This window comes from Pseudomonas sp. BNK-45, from assembly GCF_047456255.1.
In the GTDB taxonomy this organism is placed as follows: domain Bacteria; phylum Pseudomonadota; class Gammaproteobacteria; order Pseudomonadales; family Pseudomonadaceae; genus Aquipseudomonas.
On record NZ_CP179909.1, the window covers coordinates 1,334,316 to 1,359,284 of the forward strand.

Here is a 24,969-nt window from a genome sequence, read left to right on the forward strand (position 1 = left end):
CGACCCATGACCGTGTTGAAGATGACCGACCTCGATCTGCAAGGTAAGCGTGTGCTGATCCGCGAAGACCTCAACGTCCCAGTCAAGGACGGTGTTGTCACCAGCGATGCGCGGATCCTGGCTTCGCTGCCGACCATCAAGCTGGCCCTGGAAAAGGGCGCGGCTGTGATGGTCTGCTCGCACCTGGGCCGTCCGACCGAAGGCGAGTTCTCCGCCGAGAACAGCCTCAAGCCGGTAGCCGATTACCTGAGCCGTGCCCTGGGTCGCGAAGTGCCGCTGGTGGCCGATTACCTGGGTGGCGTCGAGGTCAAGGCCGGCGACGTCGTGCTGTTCGAGAACGTGCGCTTCAACAAGGGCGAGAAAAAGAACGCCGACGAACTGGCCCAGCAATACGCCGGCCTGTGCGATGTGTTCGTGATGGACGCCTTCGGCACCGCGCACCGGGCCGAGGGTTCGACCCACGGCGTGGCCAAGTTCGCCAAGGTGGCCGCCGCAGGTCCTCTGCTGGCCGCTGAACTGGACGCGCTGGGCAAGGCCCTGGGCAACCCGGCCAAGCCAATGGCGGCCATCGTTGCCGGCTCCAAGGTGTCCACCAAGCTGGACGTGCTCAACAGCCTGAGCCAGATCTGCGACCAACTGATCGTCGGTGGCGGCATCGCCAACACCTTCCTCGCTGCTGCCGGGCATCCGGTGGGCAAGTCGCTGTACGAGCCGGATCTGTTGGACACCGCCCGTGCCATCGCCGCCAAGGTCAGCGTACCGCTGCCGGTGGACGTGGTCGTGGCCAAGGAGTTCGCCGAAAGCGCCGAAGCTACCGTCAAGCTGATCGCTGATGTTGCCGCTGACGACATGATCCTCGACATCGGTCCACAGACTGCTGCGCAGTTCGCCGAGCTGCTGAAATCCTCCAAGACCATCCTCTGGAACGGTCCGGTAGGCGTGTTCGAATTCGACCAGTTCGGCAACGGCACCAAGGTGCTGGCCCAGGCCATCGCCGACAGCGCCGCGTTCTCCATCGCGGGTGGTGGCGACACCCTGGCGGCCATCGACAAGTATGGCGTGGCCCAGCAGATCTCCTACATTTCTACCGGTGGTGGCGCGTTCCTCGAGTTCGTCGAGGGCAAGGTGCTGCCGGCGGTTGAAGTCCTGGAAGCCCGGGCCAAGGCCTGAGAGTCCCGTTGGCCGGGCAAAGGAGTGTTCTGATGGTCAAGACGTTGCCACTGTTGATGGCCGTGGCGTTGCTGGCGGGGTGCTCCAGTGCTCCGCCGGCAAAACCGGCGGACGAGACCGGCGAGCCGGGCCAGGGCTGTTATCAGGCCGACTGGCAGGCCGAGACCGCGCCGGTGATCAACAAGCGCCTGGGCCCCGAAGGCCTGGAGAAGTACGAGACACCGTCAAAGACCAGGGAACAGGGTTGCCCTTGACCGGTCAGATCGGATAACGCAATGCGCTGGGGCCCCTGGGCTGCCGGCCGAGGAACATTGATGAAAGCTTTGATCGCCGTGGCGATGCTGGGTGCCTTGGCCGGTTGCGCCAACCTTAACCTGCTCAAGTCGCCGGCTACCGACAACTGGACGACCTGGACCTGCGACAGCCAGGCCCAGGTGCTGTGGCGCTACACCGACGACAGCCGCAAGACGGTCGACGTGCGCCTGGGGGGCGACGACCAGGTTCGGCGCCTGAAGCTTGAGCCCAGTGGTTCGGGCTCGCTGTACAGCGACGACATGCTGGCGTTTCACGTCAAGGGCGAGGAGGGCCTGGTCTACTGGGTTGCCACCAACGACCTGATCGGCCGCGGCTGCAAGGCCATGTAGAGGCTGGCTTGCCAGCGAAGGCGGCCTCCGGACCTGTGCAAGGCCCTGCGCCCCATTCGCCGGCCAGCCGGCTCCGACAAGGCTGTAGAGATTTGGTTTTAACGGATACAACAGAGCGGGCCGACCCCCGATCTGCAATCACTTGAACAGCAGTCGCCGCTACGGCAGGCTTGCACGATTAACGACCCTCGACCGGGAGAGACACACACAATGGCACTCATCAGCATGCGCCAGATGCTGGACCACGCAGCCGAATTCGGCTACGGCGTTCCAGCCTTCAACGTCAACAACCTTGAGCAGATGCGCGCCATCATGGAAGCCGCTGACAAGACTGACTCTCCGGTGATCGTCCAGGCTTCGGCCGGCGCCCGCAAATACGCCGGCGCGCCGTTCCTGCGCCACCTGATCCTGGCCGCCATCGAAGAATTCCCCCATATCCCGGTGTGCATGCACCAGGACCACGGCACCAGTCCTGACGTCTGCCAGCGTTCCATCCAGCTGGGCTTTTCCTCGGTGATGATGGACGGCTCCCTCGGCGAAGACGGCAAGACCCCCACCGACTACGAGTACAACGTGCGCGTCACCCAGCAGACCGTGGCCATGGCCCACGCCTGCGGCGTGTCGGTAGAAGGCGAGCTGGGCTGCCTGGGCTCCCTGGAAACCGGCATGGCCGGTGAAGAAGACGGCATCGGCGCCGAAGGCGTGCTGGATCACAGCCAGATGCTGACCGACCCGGAAGAAGCCGCGGACTTCGTCAAGAAGACCCAGGTCGACGCCCTGGCCATCGCCATCGGCACCAGCCACGGTGCCTACAAGTTCACCAAGCCGCCTACCGGCGACGTGCTGGCCATCGATCGCATCAAGGAAATCCACAAGCGCATCCCCAACACCCACCTGGTGATGCACGGTTCGTCTTCGGTTCCGCAAGAGTGGCTGGCGATCATCAACCAGTACGGCGGCGACATCAAAGAAACCTACGGCGTACCGGTTGAGGAAATCGTCGAAGGCATCAAGTACGGCGTGCGCAAGGTCAACATCGACACCGACCTGCGCCTGGCGTCCACCGGTGCCATGCGTCGTCTGATGGCCACCAACCCGAGCGAGTTCGACCCGCGCAAGTTCTTCGGTGCCACCGTGACCGCCATGCGCGACGTGTGCATTGCCCGTTACGAAGCCTTCGGCACCGCCGGCAACGCTTCGAAGATCAAGCCGATCTCCCTGGAAGCGATGTTCCAGCGTTACCTCAAGGGTGAGTTGAACGCCAAGGTCAACTAAGCCCTAGCGTCATCCGGAAAGCCCGCAGCGATGCGGGCTTTTTTATGCCTGGCGTTTCTGCCTCGGCAGGCAGCGAAGAGAGCCACTGGGCATGCGCGGGGCTCAAGGCTGCCTGCGCCGGCAGCTAGATTTTGTTGTGGTCGATATCCAGCTTGGAGAAGGTCACCTTGCCGCCTTCGCTGGTGTAGCCGCTGTTGTCCTGGACGTATACCCCGGCCTTGAAATACAGCGGCTTGTCGCGCCACTTGGCGCTCAATTGCCCACCCCATTGCTGGCCGGCAGCACTGAGCCCCAGGGCGCCGCCTGGGCTCAGGTGGATCAAGTAGGAAAAGTCGCGATTCATGGGCACGTTTTCGGCCAGGGTGATGACCCGGCCCTCTTCGTCGTCCGGGCGCATGCGCACCTTGGCCACGATATTGCCGCTGCCTTTGCTGGTCTTGTACTGGTACTCCACTTTGACCAGGGGCTTGGTGCTGTTGTAGGCGTGAATCTGACCCACGACGATCTTGCCCGACGATGGCACCTGGTTCACCGCCAAGGTGGCGTACAGCAGGTTGTCGGCTTCGGGGTAGGTCCAGTTGCGCAAAGTGCCGTCGGCATAGGTCTCGCGCAGCTCGGTGCGCGGATAGATGGCGTTCTCGGTTTTCGAGCCGGTGACCGGTGACCAGAAGAACAGAGTGCCGCTATCGGCGTGGAAGTACCGGTCCTTGAATCCTTTGACCAGTGTCGGGGTGTCGATGGTCGCCGGAGGGTTGCCGACGGGAACGCTGAGGTTCCAGGTTGCCAGGTCGATCATGCTGGAGATTCCGCAAGGGGGGAGGGTCTGGTGCAGGTCGCCGAAGGCTTTAGCCTGCGCTTCTTGGGGCGTCTTTATAGCGCAGAACCGGCTGCCTGGAATGCCCGTATGGCGGATAAATGACGTCAGCAAAATGTCGAAATGCCATCCTCCCCGGGTTTCATAAGGCATAACTGTGACCGTTAGTCGGGTGCCGGGGCCATTGGTGAAGTGATGGCCGGGTGGCAGCTTCTGCTTTTCAGGATCCGGGTCTAGAGTGGTCCACAGATTTGTCAGGTTTTCTCACCCGTTCAGTCTTACTACAGACAAGAGAAGCAGCATGGAATGCGTGCAACCGGAGGCCTTCGAAGGCGACTCCACTCTTCTGATCGTTGATGACTATCCTGAAAACCTCCTGAGCATGCGGGCACTGTTGCAGCGCCAGGACTGGCGGGTGATGACCGCGGCCTCCGGTCTTGAGGCCCTGGGCCTGCTGCTCGAGCATGAAGTGGATCTGGTCCTGCTGGATGTGCAGATGCCCGGCATGGATGGTTTCGAAGTGGCCCGCCTGATGCGCGGCAGCCAGCGCACGCGTTTGACTCCGATCATCTTCCTCACCGCCAACGAACAGTCCCAGGATGCCGTGATCAAGGGCTATGCCAGCGGTGCGGTGGATTACCTGTTCAAGCCGTTCGACCCGCAGATCCTCAAGCCCAAGGTCCAGGCGCTGCTGGAGCACCAGCGCAATCGTCGGGCCCTGCAGCAGCTCAGTCACGATCTGGAAGTGGCGCGGGCGTTCAACGCCTCGGTGCTGGACAACGCAGCCGAAGGCATCCTGGTGGTGGACGAGGGCGGACTGGTGCGCTACGCCAATCCGGCGGTTTCGCGCTTGCTCAATGCCCAGGTGAAAGAGCTGGAGGGCTCGCTGTTCCTCGACTACCTGCAAAAGCCCCATGTTCCCGACTGGAGCGAATCCGAGCTCCTGGCCTGCTATCGACGCGGGCAGACCTACCGCCTGCATGACGCTCTGCTGCGTACCGTGCCTGGGCAGCAGCTCAGCGTGGCGCTGTCCTGTGCGCCCTTGCCCAGCGAGCAGAAGGCCATGGTGGTGACCCTGCTGGACATGTCCGAAGTGCGCCACCTGCACCAGCAACTGGAGTATCAGGCGGTCACCGACCCGCTCACGGGGCTGCTCAACCGCCGCGGTTTCTACCAGACGGTGGAAAACATCCTGTTGCGCAGTGATCGTCCGGGCAAGACCCTGGTCCTGCTCTACCTGGATCTTGACGGCTTCAAGCGGGTCAACGACTCCCTGGGGCACGATGCCGGCGACCGGGTGCTGCGCTGGGTGTCCGAGCAGTTGAAGGAGTGCCTGCATTCCTTCGACATCCTCGGGCGCATGGGCGGTGACGAGTTCACTGCCCTGCTGGAACTGAGCTTCCCCGAGCAGGCGGCGAAAGTCGCCGAGAAGCTGATCGAGCGCCTGTCCATCAGCCAGCAGATCGACGGCCTGGAGGTGGTGCTGGGCGCCAGCATCGGCATCGCCATCTATCCCGACTGCGGCTCCAACCTGGACGGCCTGCTGCGGGCGGCAGACATCGCCATGTACGAAGCCAAGCGTGCGGGGCGCCAGCAGTACCGCTACTACGATCACGAGATGAATGGCCGAGCACGTTCCCGGCTGATGCTCGAGGAAAGCGTGCGCAGCGCCGTGGAGCGCAAGGAATTCACCCTGGTGTATCAGCCTCAGGTGGCCATTGCCGATGGCCGTTTGCGCGGCTTTGAGGCCTTGCTGCGCTGGCGTCACCCAAGTGTTGGCGATGTGCCGCCGGGGCTGTTCCTGCCGCTGCTGGAAGAGGCGCGGTTGATCAGTCGCCTGGGCAGTTGGATCTATCAACAGGGGGCGGCCCAGCGCAAGGACTGGGAGCAGGTGTTCAGCCCTGATCTGGTGCTGGGCGTCAGTCTCAGCGCCACCCAGTTCGGCATGCCCAATCTGGCCAATGAATTGCGCCAGGTGCTGGTGCGCCATGGCTTGCAGCCGCGCCAGCTGGAAGTGGAGGTCACCGAGGCAGCGTTGACCCAGAACCTGGCCGAGACCCGCAAGCAGTTGCAGCAGTTGCATCAACTGGGGGTGCGGGTGGCCCTGGACGATTTCGGCTCGGGCAGTTGTTGCCTGGCCTATCTGCGCGACCTGCAACTGGACACCCTCAAGCTCGACCGGCACCTGATCGCCCGCCTGCTGACCTCGCCGCGGGACGCCGCCATCGCCCGCAGTGTGATCGACCTGTGCAAGCAGTTCGGCTTGCTGGTGATCGCCGAAGGCGTGGAAACCCACGAGCAGTACCAATGGCTCAAGGCCAACGGCTGCGAATACGTGCAGGGGTTCCTGGTGGCCCGGCCGCTGACCGCCGCCAGCGCCAGCCAGTTTGCCCAGCCCTTTGACTGGAGCGCGTTGCCGGCCTGAATTCGCTACACTGGCGCCCTTCGTACCTTGCGCTGCCCCTCCATGACCGCACTCAAATACCTCCAGGCCTATCCCGTCGCTCTGCAACAGCAAGTGCGTCAACTGATCGTCGAAGATCGCCTCGGGGAGTACCTCACAGGGCGTTATCCGCACAAGCATTCGGTGCAGAGCGACAAGGCGCTGTACAGCTACGCCCTGGAGCTGAAGCAGGAGTACCTGCGCAACGCGCCGGCCATCGACAAGGTGCTGTTTGACAACCGCCTGGACCTGACCCACCGCGCCCTTGGCCTGCACACCACGGTGTCCCGGGTGCAGGGCGGCAAGCTCAAGGCCAAGAAGGAGATTCGCATTGCCTCGCTGTTCAAGGAGGCGGCGCCGGAGTTTTTGCGGATGATCGTGGTGCACGAGTTGGCGCACTTCAAGGAGTCGGAACACAACAAGGCGTTCTACAAGCTCTGCGAGCACATGCTGCCGGGCTATCACCAGCTGGAATTCGACCTGCGGGTCTACCTGACCTGGCGCGACCTGCAGGCCAGGTCGGGGACGGCGGATTAACTCATGGCAATAGGGAGTGGGCGATGGATGTAAGCAAGACCAAGAGCAGTTTCTACCGCCGTCTGTATGTGGCGTATCTGATCGACAGCGGGCTGGCCAGCAGCGTACCGGCGCTCACCGAAGTCACCGGCATGCCCCGGCGCACCGCCCAGGACACCATCGCCGCCCTGGCGGACCTGGATATCCTCTGCGAATTCGAACAGCAAGACGGCGCCCGCAATCACGCCGGGCGCTATCGGATTCACAACTGGGGCGCCATCGACAAGGGCTGGATCGAGCCCAACCTGCGGCAGATCAAGGCCGTGCTGGGCTATCCCTGAGGCTCAGGGCCGGCGCATGCCGATGTGTGGAATATCGTCTTCCAGGTACTCCTCGCCCGCCACCACGAATCCGTAGCGGCTGTAGTAGGCCTGCAAGTGAGCCTGGGCCGAGAGGTAGATCGGGGTGTCGGGCCAATGCCGTTCGGCCTGCTTCAGTCCCTGTTCCATCAGGGTGTGGCCCAGGCCCTGGCCTCGCGCCTGTTCAGCTATGAGCACGCGGCCGATGACCACGTCACCGCCCTGGGAGATGGGGTCCAGCAGGCGCAGGTAAGCCACCAGCCGGTCACCGTCCCAGGCCATCAGGTGACAGGTGTCGCCCTCCAGGTCGCGGCCGTCGACCTCTTGATAGGGGCATTTCTGTTCCACGACGAAGACTTCGGTACGCAGTTGCAGGATGGCGTACAGCTGCTCCTTGCCCAGATCGGTGTGATGCTTGCAGACCCATTCGATGGTCATTTCCAACTCCTCTAGAAAGTGCTGCGCGAAATACTAGGCACATCGCCCGAGGATGTCTCGTGGGTTGGCGCGGTGAAGTTGTTTCTGTGAGATAGGTCAAAATGCCATTACTGCGCTAACCGCCGTTTGTCTTCTTTGTGTAATCTGTTTTCAAGTCCTGTGCATTGGCGTTGATGAGCTAATGTTAGGACCTGGGGCGAGCCGTCGAGCGTGGGTCGCCACCCTTGGGTGTGGGCTGGAAAGCGCCGGGCTCTGTGCCCGCTAAGGATCTATTAGCATGCTGCGATTGCATCGAGCGTTAGCCTTGATCGGATTGCTGTTGCTGGGCCACAGCGCTTCTGCGGAGAAGTTGCGACTGGTCGCTGACGCCTGGCCTCCCTTCACTGACGCGACCCTGGTCAATGGTGGCGTGGCCACCGACATCGTCAGTACCGCCCTGTCCCGCGCCGGCTATGCCAGCGAGTTCGAACAGGTGCCCTGGGCCCGGGCCTTGCTCGGCATCGGCGAGGGTCGCTACGACGTGCTGGTCAATGCCTGGTACAACAAGGAGCGCACCCAGTTGGGGCAGTTCTCCGCGGAGTACATGATCAACCGGGTGCGCTTCATCAAGCGCAAGGACGCCCCGCTGGAATACAACAACCTCAAGCAGTTGCACGAGTACCCGGTGGCCGTGGTGCGCGGCTATGCCTATTCCCCGGAGTTCGACAATGACCCGGACCTGCAGAAGGTCCCGGTGCACAACTTCGCCATGGCGGTGCGCATGCTGGCGGCGGACCGGGTCAAGCTGACCCTGGAAGATGAATACGTCGCCCGTTACTACCTGGCCCGCGAGTCACCGCGGGTGCGCAACGCCGTGGAGTTCCTGCCCAAGCCGTTGAGCGAGAACAGCCTGCATATCCTGGTGAGCCTGAAGAATCCCGAGCATGCGCAGATCGTGGCGCGGTTCGATCGGGAGATTGCCGCCATGAAAGCCGACGGCAGCTACGATCGCCTGCTGCGCCAGCACGGCATGTAAGAGGGGCAGCGGCAAGCTGCAAGCGGCAGGCTAGAGCCGTTCACGCAGTGCTTGCCGCTTGTGGCTTGAAGCTTGCCGCTGCTCTTAAGCTGCCTTGATCAGGTGCGCCGCCAGGGTCCGCAACGGGCCCAACTGGCGACAGATCAATGCCAGCTGGGTCTGCACCAGGCGCTGGCCTTCGTCGATCTCATCCGGCATCTGCTCCAGCTCATTGGCCAGCGCTTCCTCGGCATCGCTCTGGATGGCGATCGGGGTCTTGTTGGCCAGGCCCTGGGCGATTTCATCGATGCTCGCCGCCAGACTGACGCCCGCGCCATTGATCAGATGCTCGCGCACTTCGCCCGGCAGTTGGGTCTCCCGGTGTGCGCCCAGGCCCGACAGGTAGCTGAGCAGGGTGTGGGACAGCACCAGGAAGCGGAAGCCCACGTCGGCCTCCTTACGGAAATGCCCCGGTTCCATGAGCATGTTGGCCAGGGTGGTGGACAGCGCCGCATCGGCGTTGTGGGCGTTGCGCCGGGCCAGGCGGTAGGCCAGGTCGTCGCTCTTGCCGGCGGCGTACTGCTGCATGATCTGGCGCAGGTAGATGCTGTTGCAGGTCAGGGTGTTGGCCAGCACCTTGTTCAGGCGCCGGCCCTGCCAGTCCGGCAGGAACAGGAACACCGCCAGCCCGGCGATCAGGCTGCCCAGCAGGGTATCGAACAGCCGCGGCAGGAACAGCCCGTAACCGTCGCCCACCTGGTTGAAGCAGAACAGCACCATCAGGGTGATGGCGGCCGTGGCCAGGGTGTAGCGGGTGGTGCGGTTGGTGAAGAACACCACCCCGGCGGCGATGGCGAACAACGACTGCACCAGGGGACTGGGGAACAGGTCGAACAGCGCCCAGGCCAGCGTCAGGCCGATGGCCGTGCCGACGATCCGCTGGCCCAGCTTGCGCCGGGTGGCGCCGTAGTTGGGCTGGCAGACGAACAGCGTGGTGAGGATGATCCAGTAGCCCTGGGACGGGTGGATCAGGTGCACCATGCCATAGCCGATGCTCAACGCCAGGGGCAGGCGCAGGGCATGGCGGAACAGCAGCGAAGTCGGCGTCAGCTGGGTGCGCAGGCGGGTCCAGACATCCTTGAGATTGCGTGGCGAGCGATCCAGCAGGCTGCTGTCGGTGGCGTCGGCCAGGGCGTCGGGGTTGCTGGCGTCGCTGAGCAGGCGGTCGAGGGTGCCGAGGTTCGCCGCCAGGGCCCGCAGCGAACGCAACAGCCCGCGCCAGGCCGGGTTGCTCTGGATGCGCAAGTGTTCCAGGGAGGCGTGCAGGTCGCTCAGGGCCTCGGCGAAGCTGGCGTCGTAGACGAAGGGCTGGCGCAACTGGATGGATTCGGCCAGGGCGCGGCAGGCCTTGCCCTGCTGGCGCAGCAGGCGCTGGCAGCGGAACAGCACGTCGCTGTGGAAGAAGGCGTCGGCCAGGGCGTTGTACGGGTAGTGGGACGAGCTGGCGCGCTCGTGGATGTCCTGGGCGAGGAAATACAGCTTCAGGTAGCGACTGACCTTCGATCCCGGCCGACCATTGCCGACCCGGTGCAGGATGATCTCCTTGGCCGCGTTGAGGGCCGCCACCACCTTGCCGTTTTGCTGGGCCAGTTCCAGGCGCCGGGCCTCCACATCCAGTTGGCGGATCGGCTCGAACAGCGACGACTTGAGCTTGAGGTAGAAGCCCAGCTCGCGAAACAGCCGGGCCAGGCTCTGCTGCACCGGCTGGTTGGAAAACAGTGCCTGCCACAGCACCGAGAGCAGGCCGTACCAGGCGGCGCCGGCCACCAGCAGCACCGGCTCGTGCCAGAAGTCGATCACCGCGCCGCCGCGCTGGTCCACGCCGATCATGGTGTAGACCGAGAGAATCAGGGTCGCCGAGGCAATGGCGCCATAACGTTCCCCCAGTGCCCCGAGCATGGTCAGGCCGAAGCTGGCCAGGGCCAGGGCGATGGCGAAGATCCAGGGGTAGGGGAACAGCAGTTCCACCGACAGCGCGGCAATGCTGAAGCACACCAGGGTCACGGCCAGGGCATTGAGCCGGCCTTGCCAGCTGTCGTCGGTTTCCGCCAGGGCGCTGGCGATGATGCCGAGAAACAGCGGGATCAGCAGGCCCATTTCATCCTGATACCAGCACAGCGCCATGCTGCCGGTCAGGGCGATGAATACCCGCACGCTGTAGCTGAATTTATCCAGCGCCCAGAGGCGGCGCAGAGACTGACGAAAAGAGGTCGATGACATGGAGTGGGACAGGCCTTCCGGGGCGATGCAGCTAAATTGAGCCAGTATTGACGACGGCGCAATGCCGTCGTCACATCCGCCGGCAAATTCTGTTGCCGTTGCCGGTCGGGCGCCTGTAGCCGCTGCCGTAGGCTGCGACAGGTCCGCGGGACCTCAGCGGACATTGGATCGCCGCGCCCCTTCGGGTCGTTCGCAGCCTGCGGCAGCGCCTACAGCGGCTCAGACGTACTGCGCCGCCGCGTAGCCCGAGGCCCAGGCCCACTGGAAGTTGAAGCCGCCCAGGTGGCCAGTGACGTCCAGCACTTCGCCGATGAAATACAGCCCCGGGCTCTTCAGCGACTCCATGGTCTTGGACGACACCTCGCGGGTATCGACCCCGCCCAGGGTCACTTCGGCGGTGCGGTAGCCTTCGGTGCCCGCCGGCACCAGCTGCCAGCTGCCGAGTTTCTGCGCCACGTCCGCCAGCTCCGCCGGGGTGTACTGCTTCATCGGTTTGGAGACGAACCAGTGCTCGGCCAGCAGGCCGGCCATCTTCTTGGTGAAGATCTCCCCCAGCAGGGTTTTCAGTTCGCTGTTGGGGCGCTCGGCCTGCTGCTGTTGCAGCCAGCCCAGGGCGTCGTGGTCTGGCAGCAGGTTGATCTCGACACTGTCGCCGGGCTGCCAATAGGACGAAATCTGCAGGATCGCCGGGCCGCTGAGGCCCCGATGAGTGAACAGAATGTTCTCGCGAAAGCTCTGCTCGTTGCAGCTCACCAGACAGTCCACCGAGGTGCCCGACAACTCGCCGCACAGTTCCTTGAGCTGATCGGTGATGGTGAAGGGCACCAGGCCGGCACGGGTCGGCAGCAGTTCATGGCCGAACTGCTTGGCGACCTGATAGCCAAAACCGGTAGCACCCAGGGTCGGGATCGACAGGCCGCCGGTGGCGATCACCAGGGACTGGCACTGCACCGCGCCCAGGGTGGTCTGCAGCAGGTAGCCGGACTCAAGCTTCTCGATCTGCTGGATCGAGGTGTCCAGGCGCAGTTCGACGCCGACCTGATCGCATTCGTCGAGCAGCATGCCGAGGATGTCGCTGGACTTGTTATCGCAGAACAGCTGGCCGAGTTTCTTCTCGTGGTAGGGCACGCCGTGCTTGGCCACCAGGCCGATGAAGTCCCACTGGGTGTAGCGGGCCAGGGCCGATTTGCAGAAATGCGGGTTCTGCGAAAGGAAGTTGGCGGGCTCGGTGTACATGTTGGTGAAATTGCAGCGGCCACCGCCGGACATCAGGATCTTCTTGCCGGCCTTGTTGGCGTGGTCCAGCAACAGCACCTGGCGGCCCCGGCCGGCCGCGGTCAGGGCGCACATCAGGCCGGCGGCGCCAGCGCCGATGATCACGACTTCGGTAGAACGCAAAACGGAGTCCTCGCACAAATTTGTGTAGGGGCGGTGGGGTTAGAGGACGCGCACGCGCAGCGAACGGCCCTTGATCTTGCCGTTGTTCAAGCGCTGCAGGGCCTGCATGACCACGCTGCGTTCAACCGCCACATACGACTGGAAGTCGAAGATCGCAATCTTGCCGACCTGGGCGCCCGGGATCCCGGCGTCGCCAGTCAGTGCACCGAGAATATCGCCCGGACGCACTTTGTCCTTGCGCCCGCCGGCGATGCACAGGGTGCTCATCGGTGGCTGCAGCGGGGCGCCGCCCTGGGACTTGAGGTTGTCGATCTGATCCCAGTTCAGCGGGGCTTTCTGCAGCTGCTCGATGGCTTGCGCGCGATGGGCTTCGGACGGTGCGACGAGGCTGACCGCGATGCCTTTTTCGCCAGCGCGACCGGTACGGCCGACGCGGTGAATGTGGATTTCCGAATCGCGGGCCAGCTCGACGTTGATCACCATGTCCAGCGCATCGATGTCCAGGCCGCGGGCGGCCACGTCGGTGGCGACCAGTACCGACGTACTGCGGTTGGCGAACATCGCCAGCACCTGATCGCGGTCACGCTGTTCCAGATCGCCATGCAGGCCGACGGCGGAAATGCCTTTGGAGGTCAGGTGATCGACGGTTTCCTGCACTTGCTGCTTGGTGAAGCAGAAAGCGACGCAGGAAGCCGGGCGGAAGTGGTGCAGGACTTTGGTCACTGCGCTCATGCGTTCTTCCGGGGAAATCTCGTAGAAACGCTGTTCGATCTGCGTGTCGTCGTGGAACGCTTCGGCTTTCACCGTCTGCGGATCACGCATGAACTTCGACGCCAGCTGCTTGATGCCCACCGGGTACGTGGCGGAGAACAGCAGGGTCTGCCGGCGCGACGGGGTCTGCTCGATGATGTCTTCGATGGCGTCGTAGAACCCCATGTCGAGCATGCGGTCGGCTTCGTCGAGGATCAGCGTGTTCAGGCCGTCGAGCACCAGTGAACCCTTGCGCAGGTGTTGCTGGATACGCCCCGGGGTGCCGACGATGATGTGCGCGCCGTGTTCCAGGGAGGCGATCTGCGGGCCGAAGGACACGCCGCCGCACAGGGTCAGGACCTTGATGTTGTCTTCGGCGCGGGCCAGGCGACGGATTTCCTTGGCCACCTGGTCGGCCAGCTCGCGGGTCGGACAGATCACCAGGGCCTGGCAGCCGAAGTAGCGCGGGTTGATCGGGTTCAGCAGGCCGATGCCGAAGGCTGCGGTCTTGCCGCTGCCGGTCTTGGCCTGGGCGATCAGGTCCATGCCCTTGAGAATCACCGGCAAGCTTTGCGCCTGGATCGGCGTCATCTGGGTATAACCGAGGGAGTCGAGGTTAGCCAGCATGGCGGGAGACAGGGGCAAAGTATTAAAAGCGGTGGCAATGGTGGTCACGGGACTGGCCTGCAAAACAAAATGTCGCGCAGTGTATCAGTCCCGCTCCCACAACCTGCAAATTCTGGACGAGCAACCGCGCAGGGGCGGTTCTGGGTAGGAGCTGGCTGGCCAGCGAAGGCGGACGCAAGGCTCAAGGGCCTCTTCGCCGGCAAGCCGGCTCCTACGGGGAGAGGTATGTGGGTTCAGTGTTCGATGTGCTGTTCCTCGACCTTGCGTGCGCGACGGCCGTCGGTGGGCGACAACTGGAGGAAGATTGCCGCGGCCAGCATCGCCATGATGCCTACGGTGAGGAACGTCAGCTGGAAGGCACCGAGCACGGTGTCCACGCCGTCATTGCCCACTTGTGCGGTGAAGCCACCCAGCAGCGCACCGGCACAGGCCACCCCGAGGCTCAGGGACAGTTGCGCCACCACCGACAGCAGGCTGTTGCCGCTGCTGGCGGCGGCATCGTCGAGGTCGATCAGGGTCACGGTGTTCATGGCCGTGAACTGCAGCGAGTTGATCGCTCCCAGTACCGCCAGCATGGCCAGCAGCAGCGGGTATGGCGTCTGTTCGCTGACCAGCCCCATGCTCGCCAGCATCAGGCCCAGGGCCAGGGTGTTGCCGGTCAGCACGATGCGGTAGCCCAGGCGCTCGATCAGGGGGCGGGCAATGGACTTGGCCACCATGGCCGCGGCCGCCAGGGGCAGCATGCTCATCCCGGCCTGGGATGGCGAGTAGCCCAGGGCCACTTGCAGCAGCAGGGGCACCAGGAACGGCAGGGCTCCGCTGCCGAGGCGGGCGAACAGGTTGCCGAGGATGCCCACGGCAAAGGTCCGAACCTTGAACAGCGACGGGGCGAACAGCGGGTTATCGACATGTCCGGCCCGCAGCCAGTAGGCCGCCAGGCAGGCCAGGCCGCCAAACAGCAGCAACATCACCCGCAGGTGCGGCAGGTGCAGTTCACCCAGGCCTTCCATGGCGATGGTGATCAGCACCATCGCCGCGCCGAACAGCACAAAGCCCAGGCCGTCGAAGCGCGTGCGTTCGCTGCCCCGCAGGTCGGGAATGAAGCGCCATACCGCGTAGCAGCCCACAGCCCCCACCGGCAGGTTGATCAGGAAGATCCAGTGCCAGGTCAGGTACTGCACCATCCAGCCGCCCATGGTCGGGCCGATCAACGGCCCCAACAGCCCCGGAATGGTAATGAAGCCCATGATCCGTACCAGCTCCGAGCGCGGGTAGGCCCGCAGCACCACCAGCCGGCCCACCGGCAGCATCAGTGCCCCGCCCAGGCCCTGGATCACCCGGGCGCCGATCAGTTGGCTCAGGGTGTTGGACAGGGCGCACAGCAGCGAACCGACGCTGAACAGCAAAATGGCGCCGAAGAAGATCTTCTTGGTGCCGAAGCGGTCGGCGATCCAGCCCGAGGCCGGGATCAGCAGGGCCACGGTGAGCATGTAGGCGATGATCACCCCCTGCATGCGCAGCGGGTCTTCCGCCAGGTCCTGGGCCATGGCCGGCAGTGCGGTGTTGAGGATGGTGCCGTCCAGGGACTGCATGAAGAAGGCGATGGCCACCACCCAGGGCAGCCAGCGGGCGGTGGTGGCGTCGAGCGGCGAGCGTTCGGGCATGGGACCTCAGTCAGGGCAGCGTTAAGTGGCCAGCTTCAAGCTGCAAGCGTGTGGCTTGCAGCTTGAGGCTGATTTCACAAGGTCAGGGTCAGGCGGCTGATCAGTGCTCCGGGCAGGTGCATCGAGGCGGTCTGGCGCTGGCCGTAGGTACTGGCCGAAAGCAGCAGCTCCCGCTGTTCGGTCAGCGCTTCCAGCTGTGAACCCAGCAGGCTGTAGACGCTGTCGTCGAAACGCATGGTGCTGACCGGGGCCTGGATCTCGCCGTTTTCCACCCAGAAGGTGGCGAAGCGGGTCATGCCGGTCAGGCGCGCCGCCGGCAGGTCCGAGTAGTTCAGGTACCACAGGTTGCTGATGTACAGGCCGGTGCCCAGCTGCTTGAGGATCTCCTGCTGGGCGAGCTGGCCCGCCGCCATGTTCAGCGCGCTTGGGTATTCGCCGCTGCCGGCGCCGTTGCTGCTCAGGCCGTATTCGGCGGCGCTGCGGGAGTTGATCAAGCGGTCATTGGCCGCGCCCCGGGCGATCAGCGACAGGTCGCTGCGCGGATAGCCTTCGTCGGAAAACGCCGGGCTCAGGGAGCCGCTGACCTGTTCGTCAAGGGCTATCAGCGGGCTCAGGGCGGCGTCGCCGGCATAGAGTTTCTGCAAGGGGCTGTGCTTGCTGGCAATCGATTGGGCCGAGAAACCGCCCCAGGCCAGCATGCCCATGATTTCCTCCAGGGCCGCCGGTGCCAGGTAGGCCCGGTATTGCCCGGGCGCCAGGGTGCGCAGCGGGCGGCCGAGAAATTCCAATTGCTGGCGGGCCTGATCGAAGCGCTGGGCAAAGGCGTCGCTGTCCCAGGCGTGTCCGGCATAGCTGGCCTTCACCGCTTCGCCGTTGGCGTGGAACAGGCTGAAGTCGAAATTGAAGCTATTGGCCTGGTGCCAGCCGAAAGCCCCGGCGGAGCTGGCGAAGCCGCGACTGATGGGGCCGGCGGCGTAGATGCCCACCAGATCCAGGCCCGCCGCCGCGCGGCCGATCTGTGCCACCACCTGCTCGCTGCCGGGCAGCGGGTGTTCCTGTACGTGATGGGATTGCCACTGGCTGTGGTTGAGCATCAGGTAGGGGTCCACCGGCAGCAGCGCCAAGGTGTCCCGCAGCTGTTGCAAGCCTTCGGCCAGGCGCTGGCGATCCACCTCGGGGTCATTGCTCAGGGTGATGTCCAGGTCGGCGTGACGGCCCTCCTCGATCAGCTTGAAACGCAGGCTGGCCTGTTGCACCTGCCCCGCCTGGCGCACCTTGGCGTGGTTGAAGCGGATGAACTCCGAGGCTTCGGCCGAGTAGCTGAGGGTGAACTGCTCCGGCGCCCTGATCGCTTCCCGCAGCCATTGCACCAGGTCCTTGAACTGCTCGGCCTGATTCATCGTCCTGGTCATCAGGCATCTCCTCCAAATACGTCAATCTTGCTGAACACGCAGGCCGGCGAAGCATGGCCCACGCGGATCACCTGGTTGGGTTCGCCCTTGCCGCAGTTGGGCGTGCCCAGGACCTGGAAGGTGCTGTGATCGCCCACCGCGCTGAGGTTGCGCCAGAACTGCGCGGAAATGCCCCGGTAGTTGGGGTTCTTGACCACGCCCTTGAGCTCGCCGTTTTCGATCAGTTGGCCCCATTCGCAGCCGAACTGGAACTTGTTGCGCGCATCGTCGATGGACCAGGAACGGTTGGTGGACATCAGGATGCCGTGCTCGATCTGGCCGATCAGGCGGTCCAGGGGCTGGTCGCCGGGCTCGACGTTGAGGTTGGCCATGCGGTCGATGGGGGCGCGGTTCCAGCTGCTGGCGCGGCTGTTGGCAACCCCGTCGAGGCCGCTGCGGTATTGCGACAGGGCGCTGCCCAGCGGCCGCACCAGCAGGCCTTCGCGGATCAGGAACTGTTTGCTGGCGGCGCTGCCGTCGTCGTCATGGCTGTAGCTGGCCAGTTCCTCGGGGATCTGTGGGTCGAAGGTCACGTTGAGCAGGGAGGAGCCGTATTGCAGGCGGCCGAAGTCTTCCTGTTTGACGAAGCTGGTGCCGGCGTAGTTGCGTTCGTCGCCCAGAATGCGGTCCAGCTCCAGGGGGTGACCGATGGATTCGTGGATCTGCAGCATCATCTGGTCCGGCATCAGCAGCAGGTCGCGCTGGCCTTGCGGGGTGTTCGGCGCCAGCAGCAGTTGCAGGGCCTGGTCGGCCACTCGGGGCGCGGCCCCCAGCAGGCCGCAGCGGCTGATCACATCGCCGGCGCCCTGCTGGCCGAAGTTTTCCCGGCCCAGGCTGCGGGTCTGGCTGTCGCTGCCGTCGTAGGCGGTCACGTCCAGGCCCGGGTAGACGAAGCGCTGGGCCTGGCGCAGCTCGGCGCCGGCGCTGTTGAGGTAGATCTGCTCGACCTGGGTCACGCCGATGCCCACTTGCCAGTTCACCAGGCGTTCATCCTTGGGTACCGAGGCCGACTCGTCGCCCAGCAACTGGTAGCAGTCGCTGAGGGACGGAAATGCTTGCTCCAGGTTCGGCGAAAGGTAGTCCCCGCGGTGGCTGGACACCGGCTGCTCGCGCAGGTCCAGCAGGGCGTGGGCGGCAATCACCCGGGCCTGTTGCTCGGCCCGCTCGAGGGCCGCCTGCAGGCCACGTTGCGACAGGTCGTTGGTGGCGGCGTAGGCTTCCACGCCACGTACCCGCACGGTCAGCATCGCCCCTTCGTCACGGCCCAGGCTCGGTGGTTCGGCAATGTTCTTGCGTACCGACAGGTACTGGTTCGACTCGCGCACATAGCGCAGGGAAAAGAATTCTGCGCCCGTGCGCAAGGCAGCGAAGCGCTGCTTGAGCTGGGGGTGAAAGTCGAACATGGGGGACCTCCTTGTGAGGCGCGCGAGCGGGCTGGCGCGTTTCGCCAGCAAGCTGGCTTCTACAGGTGTAGAGGCTGATGGGCTCAGGGGCGAAGGGGATGTGCAAGTTGCAGAACTGTAGCCGCTGCCGGAGGCTGCGATCAAGGATGTAGTTCTGGGGGGAGGCGGGGAAGTGAAGCAGGGCGCCGACCCTTGCGGTCGGCGCCCGTGTCGCTTACTGGGCGGTCGCAGTGACGTCGCGCAGCGGCTTGCCACGTACCGGAGCGTCGCCGGCTACGTAGTAGTCGGCCTTGCTGCGGGGCAGCGGCTGACGGCCACGGATCTTGTCGGCGATTTTCTCGGCCATCATGATGGTCGGCGCGTTGAGGTTGCCGGTGGTGATGATCGGCATGATCGAGGCATCCACCACGCGCAGGCCCTGCATGCCGTGCACGCGACCCTGGCCATCGACTACCGCCATGTCGTCGGTGCCCATCTTGCACGAGCAGGACGGGTGGAACGCGGTCTCGGCGTGCTCGCGGATGAACTTGTCCAGCTGCTCATCGGTTTGCACTTCGATACCCGGGCTGATCTCGCGACCGCGGAAGGCATCCAGGGCCGGCTGCTGCATGATTTCCCGGGTCAGGCGGATGCCGTCGCGGAATTCCTGCCAGTCCTGCTCGGTGGCCATGTAGTTGAAGAGAATGCTCGGGTGCTGGCGCGGGTCCTTGGACTTGAGCTGCACGCGACCACGGCTCGGCGAGCGCATGGAGCCCATGTGCGCCTGGAAACCGTGCTCTTTCACGCCGTTGCTGCCGTTGTAGTTAATCGCCACCGGCAGGAAGTGGTACTGGATGTTCGGCCAGGCGAATTCCGGACGGGTGCGGATGAAACCGCCGGCTTCGAACTGGTTGCTGGCGCCGATGCCGGTGCCGTTGAACAGCCACTCGGCACCGATGGCCGGCTGGTTCCACCACAGCAGCGATGGGTACAGCGAAACGGGCTGGGTGCAGGCGTACTGCAGGTACAGCTCCAGGTGGTCCTGCAGGTTCTCGCCGACGCCCGGCAGGTCGTGAACCACCGGAATGTCCAGGCTTTCCAGCAGGGCCCGCGGGCCGACGCCGGAGCGTTGCAGCAGTTGCGGCGAGGCGATGGCGCCGGAGCTGACGATCACTTCCTTGCGGGCGCGGGCTTCCACGCGCTCTTCGGTGCTGCCTTGCAGGTAGCTCACGCCCACGGCGCGCTTGCCCTCGAAGAGGATCTTGTCGGTCAGGGCGTGGGTGACGATGGTCAGGGTCGAACGTTTCTTGGCGATGTCCAGGTAGCCACGGGCAGTGCTGGAGCGACGGCCTTTGGGGGTGACGGTACGGTCCATCGGGCCGAAGCCTTCCTGCTGGTAGCCGTTCAGGTCTTCGGTACGCGGGTACCCGGCCTGCACGCCGGCTTCGACCATGGCGTGGAACAGCGGGTTGTTGCCGGCCTTGGGCGTGGTCACGCTGACCGGGCCTTCGCCACCGTGGTAGTCGTTGGGGCCGATGTCACGGGTTTCCGCCTTGCGGAAGTACGGCAGGCAGTCCAGGTAGGTCCAGTCTTCCAGGCCTGGCAGTTTGGCCCAACCGTCGTAGTCCATGGCGTTGCCGCGGATGTAGCACATGCCGTTGATCAGCGACGAGCCGCCCAGGCCCTTGCCGCGACCGCACTCCATGCGCCGACCGTCCATGTGTGGCTCCGGGTCGGTCTCGTAGGCCCAGTTGTAGCGCCGGCCTTGCAGAGGGAAGGCCAGGGCCGCCGGCATCTGGGTCCGGAAGTCGAAACGGTAGTCCGGGCCGCCGGCTTCCAGCAGCAGGACGGTGACGCCCTCGTCTTCAGTCAGACGGGTCGCCAGGGTGTTACCGGCCGAGCCGGCACCGATGATGATGTAATCGAATTCTTGGGCCATTGGAGCCTCCGTGGAGAGCTGCAAGCCTCAAGCTTCAAGCTGCAAGTTAAAGGCAGCGAAGCGGGCTTGGCATTGAATGAGGAGCAGGCGGCAAGCCAGGCTGTTGCCCTGGCTTGCCGCTTGTAGCTGGCTGCTAGCGGCTGCTTAGAACACCGAGGCGTAGTCGCCCAGCTCGACCTGTACCGACTTGATGCGGGTGAAGTTGTTCAGCGAGCTGATGCCGTTCTCACGGCCAACACCCGACTGCTTGTAGCCGCCAACCGGCATCTTGGCGTCGGATTCGCCCCAGGCGTTGATCCAGCAGATACCGGCTTCGAGCTGATGAATCACGCGGTGGGCGCGGTTCAGATCCTTGGTGACGATACCGGCGGCCAGGCCGAAGTCGGTGTCGTTGGCACGGCGGATCACTTCTTCCTCGGTTTCGTAGGTCAGGATCGCCATCACCGGGCCGAAGATTTCTTCACGGACGATGGTCATGTCGTCGGTGCAGTCGGTGAACACGGTTGGCGCAACGAAGGCACCCTTGGCGAAATCGCCGTCGGTCAGGCGCTCGCCGCCGCACAGTACGCGGGCACCTTCTTCCTTGCCCTTGGCGATGTAGCCCAGCACGCTTTCCATGTGCTGGAAGCTGACCAGCGGACCGAAGTTGGTGTTTTCGTCTTCCGGGTTGCCGATGCGGATGCGCGCAACGCGCTCGGCGATCTTGGCTTCGAAAGCGGCTTTCAGGTGGCTTGGCACGAACACGCGAGTGCCGTTGGTGCAGACCTGACCGGAGCTGTAGAAGTTGGCCATCATGGCGGTGTCGGCGGCGCGATCCAGATCGGCGTCGTCGAAGATGATCAGCGGCGACTTGCCGCCCAGTTCCATGGTCACGTCTTTGAGCGACGAGCTGGAAGCGCTGGCCATGACCTTCTTGCCGGTGTCGGTGCCGCCGGTGAAGGAGACTTTCTCGATGCGCGGGTGCTCGGTCAGCCAGGTGCCGACTTCACGGCCGCTGCCGGTCAGGACGTTGAACACGCCCGCCGGTACGCCGGCTTCGGTGTAGATCTCGGCCAGTTTCAGGGTGGTCAGCGAGGTGACTTCGCTGGGCTTGAAGATCATTGCGTTGCCGGCGGCCAGGGCTGGCGCGGATTTCCACAGGGCGATCTGGATCGGGTAGTTCCAGGCGCCGATGCCGGCGACCACGCCCAGCGGCTCGCGGCGGGTGTAGACGAAGGATGTGGTGCGCAGCGGGATCTGCTCGCCTTCGATGGCCGGTACCAGGCCTGCGTAGTATTCCAGCACGTCGGCGCCGGTGACGATGTCCACGTACTTGGTTTCGGAGAAGGCTTTACCGGTGTCCAGGGTTTCCAGAGCGGCCAGTTCGTCGTTGCGCTCGCGGAGGATTTCCACGGCACGACGCAGGATGCGCGAACGCTCCATGGCGGTCATGGCGGCCCAGATCTTCTGGCCTTTTTCGGCGCTGACCACGGCGCGTTCCACGTCGTCAAAGGTCGCACGTTGCACTTGTGCGAGAACTTCACCGTTGGCCGGGTTGATGGCATCGAAGGTAGCGTCGCTGCCGGCATCGGTGTAGCCGCCGTCGATGTAGAGTTTTTGCAGTCCGAAACGGGCCATAGTGTCCTCGCAAGTGCATTAAGTAGTGGGCTTGACCACCGGACGTATCCCGAAGTTCAGGACACGTTGATCAGTGGCGGGTCAGGGACCGAGCGTGTCTTTTGTGCTCTGGCGCTCCTGCTTAGCCAGTTGTAGATCCATGTATTCGTAAGCGATCCGTATCGCCTGGTCGGTATCGAACGCATCACCCGACAAGGCACCACGCAACCACAAACCGTCGATCAAAGCCGCCAGGCCGCGAGCTGCCTTGCGCGCATGGTAGAGCGGCAGGGCACGGCGGAACTGGCAACACAGGTTGGAATACAAGCGGTGGTCGTTGATCCGCTGCAACCTGTGCAAATCGGGCTGGTGCATGCTGGAGGCCCAGAAGGCCAACCAGGTTTTCATTGCCGGGCCGTTCACCTGGCTGGCATCGAAGTTGCCCTCGATGATCACTTTCAGGTGAGCGCGCGGGCTGTCGTCCGTCAGAGCCTGGCGGCGTGCTCGGACGCCTTCGTTGAGCATGCTCATGATGTAACCCATCGTCGCTGCGATCAGGCCGTTCTTGTCCCGAAAGTAGTGACTGATGATGCCGTTTGAAACACCGGCCAAACGGGCGATCAGCGCAATGCTGGCGTCCCCCATTCCGACCTGATCGACCGCTTGCAGCGTGGCTTCGATCAATTGCTGGCGGCGTATGGGTTGCATACCGACCTTGGGCATCTGATACCTCTCCTTAGGCCTGTCGGCGGGCGTATGACGCCGGTCGACTTGTGGGCCAGTCTATTTTGTTTTGATTGAACGTTCAATCAACAAAGAATAAGATCTGCGACAAATCGTCGCTGCCTGGGGAGGTTTTCCTACTCGCGGACGGCGGGAAAACGACCTCCGAAATAGCCCAAAACTTACACGTGGCATGGCGTGGACCGGCAAGAGTAAGGACGTGTTGAAGGGGCAGGACGCTCCGGGGAACAGACGACGAGCTGCAGGTTCGTCACTGACCTTGGATGCGGGTGCGCAACGCGGCTTTTGCGGTTTCGGGCTTTTTCGGGGTGTCTTTATATCACCCGATGATCGGCTGCCAACTAACCGATTGGTCGGGTGCGGTGTTGCCTTGTGTCCTTCTCTCGCACTGCCTGGAGCATCTGTGCAATGAGTTCTGCCTCTCTTATAAAGACCCCACCGGAGAAGGTGCGGGTCAACGGTTGGGTGTTCTACACCTCCACCGCGCTGATCCTGTTGTTGACCGCCATTCTGATCATCGCCCCGCAAGAGGCCGGCAGATTGCTGGGCATTGCCCAGGCCTGGTTGTCCCGCAGCTTCGGCTGGTACTACATGGTGGTGATCGCCGCCTACCTGGTGTTCGTGGTGGGCCTGGCGTTCTCCTCCTACGGCAAGCTCAAGCTGGGGACCAAGCAAGACACCCCGGACTTCAGCTACGGCGCCTGGGCCGGGATGCTGTTCTCCTCCGGCATCGGCATCTCGCTGCTGTACTTCGGTGCTTCCGAACCCCTGGACCACTACTTCAACCCGCCCGAAGGCGTACCCGGCAGCAACCTGGCGGCACGCCAGGCGCTGCAACTGACCTTCCTGCACTGGGGCCTGCACGGCTGGGCGATCTATGCGCTGGTGGGTTTGGCGGTGGCGTACTTCGCCTACCGGCATAATCAACCGCTGGCGCTGCGTTCGGCGTTGTACCCGCTGGTGGGCGAGCGCTGGGTCAAGGGCGCGGCCGGCCACGCGGTGGACGGTTTCGGCATGTTCGTGACCCTGCTGGGCCTGGTGACCAACCTCGGGATCGGCTCGATGCAGGTGTCTTCCGGCCTGGAAAACCTGTTCGGCATGGAGCACAGCAACACCAACCTGCTGATCGTGATCATCGTCATGAGCACCGTGGCCACCATCGCCGCCGTGTCCGGTGTGGAAAACGGCATTCGCCGCCTGTCCAACCTGAACATCGTGCTGTTCAGCGGCCTGTTGATCTTCGTCCTGCTGTTCGGTCCGACCCTGCACCTGCTCAACGGCTTCGTGCAGAACATCGGCGACTACCTCAACGGCGTGGTGCTCAAGACCTTCGACCTCTACGTGTACGAAGGCGACAACGCCAAGTCCGACCGCTGGCTGGGCCTGTGGACCCTGTTCTACTGGGCCTGGTGGATTTCCTGGGCCCCATTCGTGGGCATGTTCATTGCGCGCATCTCCCGCGGTCGCACCGTGCGTGAACTGGTGGCCGGCGTACTGCTGATTCCCCTGGGCTTCACCCTGGCCTGGCTGTCGGTCTTCGGCAACTCGGCCCTGGACCTGGTGGTCAATCAAGGGGCGGTGGAACTGGGCAAGACGGCCCTGGAACAACCGTCCATGGCGATCTACCAGCTGCTTGAACACTACCCGGCCTCGAAGATTGTCATCGGTGTCTCGATCTTCGTCGGCTTCGTGTTGTTCCTGACCCCTGCCGACTCCGGCGCGGTGATGATGGCCAACCTGTCCTGCAAGGGCGGCAACGTCGACGAAGACGCCCCGCACTGGCTGCGGATCTTCTGGTCGGTGGTGATCACCCTGGTGACCATCGGTCTGTTGTTTGCCGGCAACTTCGAAGCCATGCAGACCATGGTGGTGCTGGCCGGCCTGCCGTTCTCGGTGGTGCTGATCTGCTTCATGTTCGGCTTGCACAAGGCCATGCGCCAGGACGTGCAGATCGAACAGGAACAAGCGCAACTGGCCGAGCGCGGGCGTCGCGGTTTCAGCGAGCGCCTGAGCCAGCTGGACCTGCAACCGACCCAGTCGGTGGTCCAGCGCTACATGGACAAGCACATCAGCCCGGCCCTGCAGGAAGCTGCCGCGCAACTGCGCAACCTCGGCCATGAGGTGCAGACCAACCTGGGCAAGTCCAAGAACCTGTTGGGCCTGCGGGTGGAAATGGAGGAGGGCAATCCCTTCGTCTATGAAGTGAGCCTGGACGGCTACCTGGCGGCGCCGAGCGAATCGGCCCAGCCGGAAGGGGCGGACAGCGAAGTCCGTAGTCGTTTCTACCGCGCCGAGGTCTACCTGCACAACGGCAGCCAGGAATACGACTTGATGGGCTTCACCCAGGAGCAGATCACCCGTGACGTGCTCGATCAGTTCGAAAGCCATCGGCAGCTCCTCGGCCGTGTCTATAGCTGAGTGAAGTAGCGATCCGCTCCCGACGGAGCGGTTCCACCTGCTGTAGGAGCCGGCTTGCCGGCGAAGG

The 24,969-nt window shown here is 63.9% G+C and carries 20 protein-coding genes; 9 read left to right on the forward strand and 11 right to left on the reverse strand.

Annotated elements, in window-relative coordinates:
• Positions 1 to 6: 6 nt before the first annotated feature.
• From ACMGG8_RS06160 to fba, 4 genes are all read left to right on the forward strand, one after another.
• Entirely contained in the window at positions 7 to 1,170 is a 1,164-nt protein-coding gene (locus ACMGG8_RS06160; protein ID WP_060841489.1) for a phosphoglycerate kinase, read from the forward strand.
• A 32-nt stretch (positions 1,171 to 1,202) separates the two neighbouring features.
• Positions 1,203 to 1,424, forward strand: coding sequence for a hypothetical protein (locus ACMGG8_RS06165; protein ID WP_060841488.1), 222 nt, complete (start codon positions 1,203 to 1,205; stop codon positions 1,422 to 1,424).
• Positions 1,425 to 1,484: 60 nt separating this feature from the next.
• Positions 1,485 to 1,814 carry an MliC family protein gene (locus ACMGG8_RS06170; protein ID WP_092308962.1) on the forward strand — a complete coding sequence of 110 codons (330 nt, stop codon included), beginning with the start codon at positions 1,485 to 1,487 and terminating at the stop codon, positions 1,812 to 1,814.
• 210 nt (positions 1,815 to 2,024) lie between these two features.
• Complete coding sequence (gene fba / locus ACMGG8_RS06175; protein WP_003229012.1) at positions 2,025 to 3,089, forward strand: class II fructose-bisphosphate aldolase; 1,065 nt, start codon at positions 2,025 to 2,027, stop codon at positions 3,087 to 3,089.
• A gap of 124 nt (positions 3,090 to 3,213) precedes the next feature.
• Here fba and ACMGG8_RS06180 read toward each other — a convergent pair whose 3' ends face one another.
• Positions 3,214 to 3,885 (reverse strand): polysaccharide lyase family 7 protein, encoded by a 672-nt coding sequence (locus ACMGG8_RS06180; protein WP_060841487.1) that lies wholly within the window; start codon positions 3,883 to 3,885, stop codon positions 3,214 to 3,216.
• Positions 3,886 to 4,204: 319 nt separating this feature from the next.
• Here ACMGG8_RS06180 and ACMGG8_RS06185 point away from each other — a divergent pair, with 319 nt between their 5' ends.
• From ACMGG8_RS06185 to ACMGG8_RS06195, 3 genes are read left to right on the forward strand one after another with little or no spacing between them, the layout of a single operon-like run.
• A complete protein-coding gene (locus ACMGG8_RS06185) occupies positions 4,205 to 6,328 on the forward strand; it encodes a putative bifunctional diguanylate cyclase/phosphodiesterase (protein ID WP_060841486.1) in 2,124 nt (707 codons plus the stop codon).
• A gap of 42 nt (positions 6,329 to 6,370) precedes the next feature.
• Positions 6,371 to 6,883: a M48 family metallopeptidase gene (locus tag ACMGG8_RS06190; RefSeq protein WP_060844847.1), complete on the forward strand. Its 513-nt coding sequence runs from the start codon at positions 6,371 to 6,373 to the stop codon at positions 6,881 to 6,883.
• 23 nt (positions 6,884 to 6,906) lie between these two features.
• Positions 6,907 to 7,203 (forward strand): winged helix-turn-helix domain-containing protein, encoded by a 297-nt coding sequence (locus ACMGG8_RS06195; protein WP_011063952.1) that lies wholly within the window; start codon positions 6,907 to 6,909, stop codon positions 7,201 to 7,203.
• Between the two features lie 3 nt (positions 7,204 to 7,206).
• On the opposite strand, the gene ACMGG8_RS06200 is transcribed toward ACMGG8_RS06195, so the two are convergent.
• Positions 7,207 to 7,659, reverse strand: coding sequence for a GNAT family N-acetyltransferase (locus ACMGG8_RS06200; protein WP_414159324.1), 453 nt, complete (start codon positions 7,657 to 7,659; stop codon positions 7,207 to 7,209).
• Positions 7,660 to 7,936: 277 nt separating this feature from the next.
• On the opposite strand from ACMGG8_RS06200, the gene ACMGG8_RS06205 reads away from it, so the two are divergent.
• Positions 7,937 to 8,674: a substrate-binding periplasmic protein gene (locus ACMGG8_RS06205; RefSeq protein WP_060841483.1), complete on the forward strand. Its 738-nt coding sequence runs from the start codon at positions 7,937 to 7,939 to the stop codon at positions 8,672 to 8,674.
• 84 nt (positions 8,675 to 8,758) lie between these two features.
• On the opposite strand, the gene yccS is transcribed toward ACMGG8_RS06205, so the two are convergent.
• The 9 genes from yccS to betI form a co-directional block, all read right to left on the reverse strand.
• Positions 8,759 to 10,933 (reverse strand): YccS family putative transporter, encoded by a 2,175-nt coding sequence (gene yccS, locus ACMGG8_RS06210; RefSeq protein WP_060841482.1) that lies wholly within the window; start codon positions 10,931 to 10,933, stop codon positions 8,759 to 8,761.
• Positions 10,934 to 11,152: 219 nt separating this feature from the next.
• Entirely contained in the window at positions 11,153 to 12,331 is a 1,179-nt protein-coding gene (locus tag ACMGG8_RS06215; RefSeq protein WP_414159325.1) for an NAD(P)/FAD-dependent oxidoreductase, read from the reverse strand.
• A gap of 39 nt (positions 12,332 to 12,370) precedes the next feature.
• A complete protein-coding gene (gene dbpA, locus ACMGG8_RS06220) occupies positions 12,371 to 13,708 on the reverse strand; it encodes an ATP-dependent RNA helicase DbpA (RefSeq protein ID WP_414159326.1) in 1,338 nt (445 codons plus the stop codon).
• A gap of 233 nt (positions 13,709 to 13,941) precedes the next feature.
• Positions 13,942 to 15,372 carry a multidrug transporter subunit MdtD gene (mdtD, locus tag ACMGG8_RS06225; RefSeq protein WP_060841480.1) on the reverse strand — a complete coding sequence of 477 codons (1,431 nt, stop codon included), beginning with the start codon at positions 15,370 to 15,372 and terminating at the stop codon, positions 13,942 to 13,944.
• Between the two features lie 74 nt (positions 15,373 to 15,446).
• Positions 15,447 to 16,784, reverse strand: coding sequence for a TldD/PmbA family protein (locus tag ACMGG8_RS06230; RefSeq protein WP_060841479.1), 1,338 nt, complete (start codon positions 16,782 to 16,784; stop codon positions 15,447 to 15,449).
• Complete coding sequence (locus ACMGG8_RS06235) at positions 16,784 to 18,226, reverse strand: TldD/PmbA family protein (RefSeq protein WP_414159327.1); 1,443 nt, start codon at positions 18,224 to 18,226, stop codon at positions 16,784 to 16,786. The genes ACMGG8_RS06230 and ACMGG8_RS06235 overlap by 1 nt, the downstream gene beginning before the upstream one ends.
• Positions 18,227 to 18,440: 214 nt before the next feature.
• Positions 18,441 to 20,144 carry a choline dehydrogenase gene (gene betA / locus ACMGG8_RS06240; protein ID WP_060841477.1) on the reverse strand — a complete coding sequence of 568 codons (1,704 nt, stop codon included), beginning with the start codon at positions 20,142 to 20,144 and terminating at the stop codon, positions 18,441 to 18,443.
• A 144-nt stretch (positions 20,145 to 20,288) separates the two neighbouring features.
• Entirely contained in the window at positions 20,289 to 21,761 is a 1,473-nt protein-coding gene (gene betB / locus ACMGG8_RS06245; protein WP_414159328.1) for a betaine-aldehyde dehydrogenase, read from the reverse strand.
• An 81-nt stretch (positions 21,762 to 21,842) separates the two neighbouring features.
• Positions 21,843 to 22,463: a transcriptional regulator BetI gene (gene betI, locus ACMGG8_RS06250; RefSeq protein WP_060841475.1), complete on the reverse strand. Its 621-nt coding sequence runs from the start codon at positions 22,461 to 22,463 to the stop codon at positions 21,843 to 21,845.
• Positions 22,464 to 22,949: 486 nt separating this feature from the next.
• Between betI and ACMGG8_RS06255 the strand changes: the two genes are divergently transcribed.
• Positions 22,950 to 24,902: a BCCT family transporter gene (locus ACMGG8_RS06255; RefSeq protein WP_233789252.1), complete on the forward strand. Its 1,953-nt coding sequence runs from the start codon at positions 22,950 to 22,952 to the stop codon at positions 24,900 to 24,902.
• Positions 24,903 to 24,969: the final 67 nt, after the last annotated feature.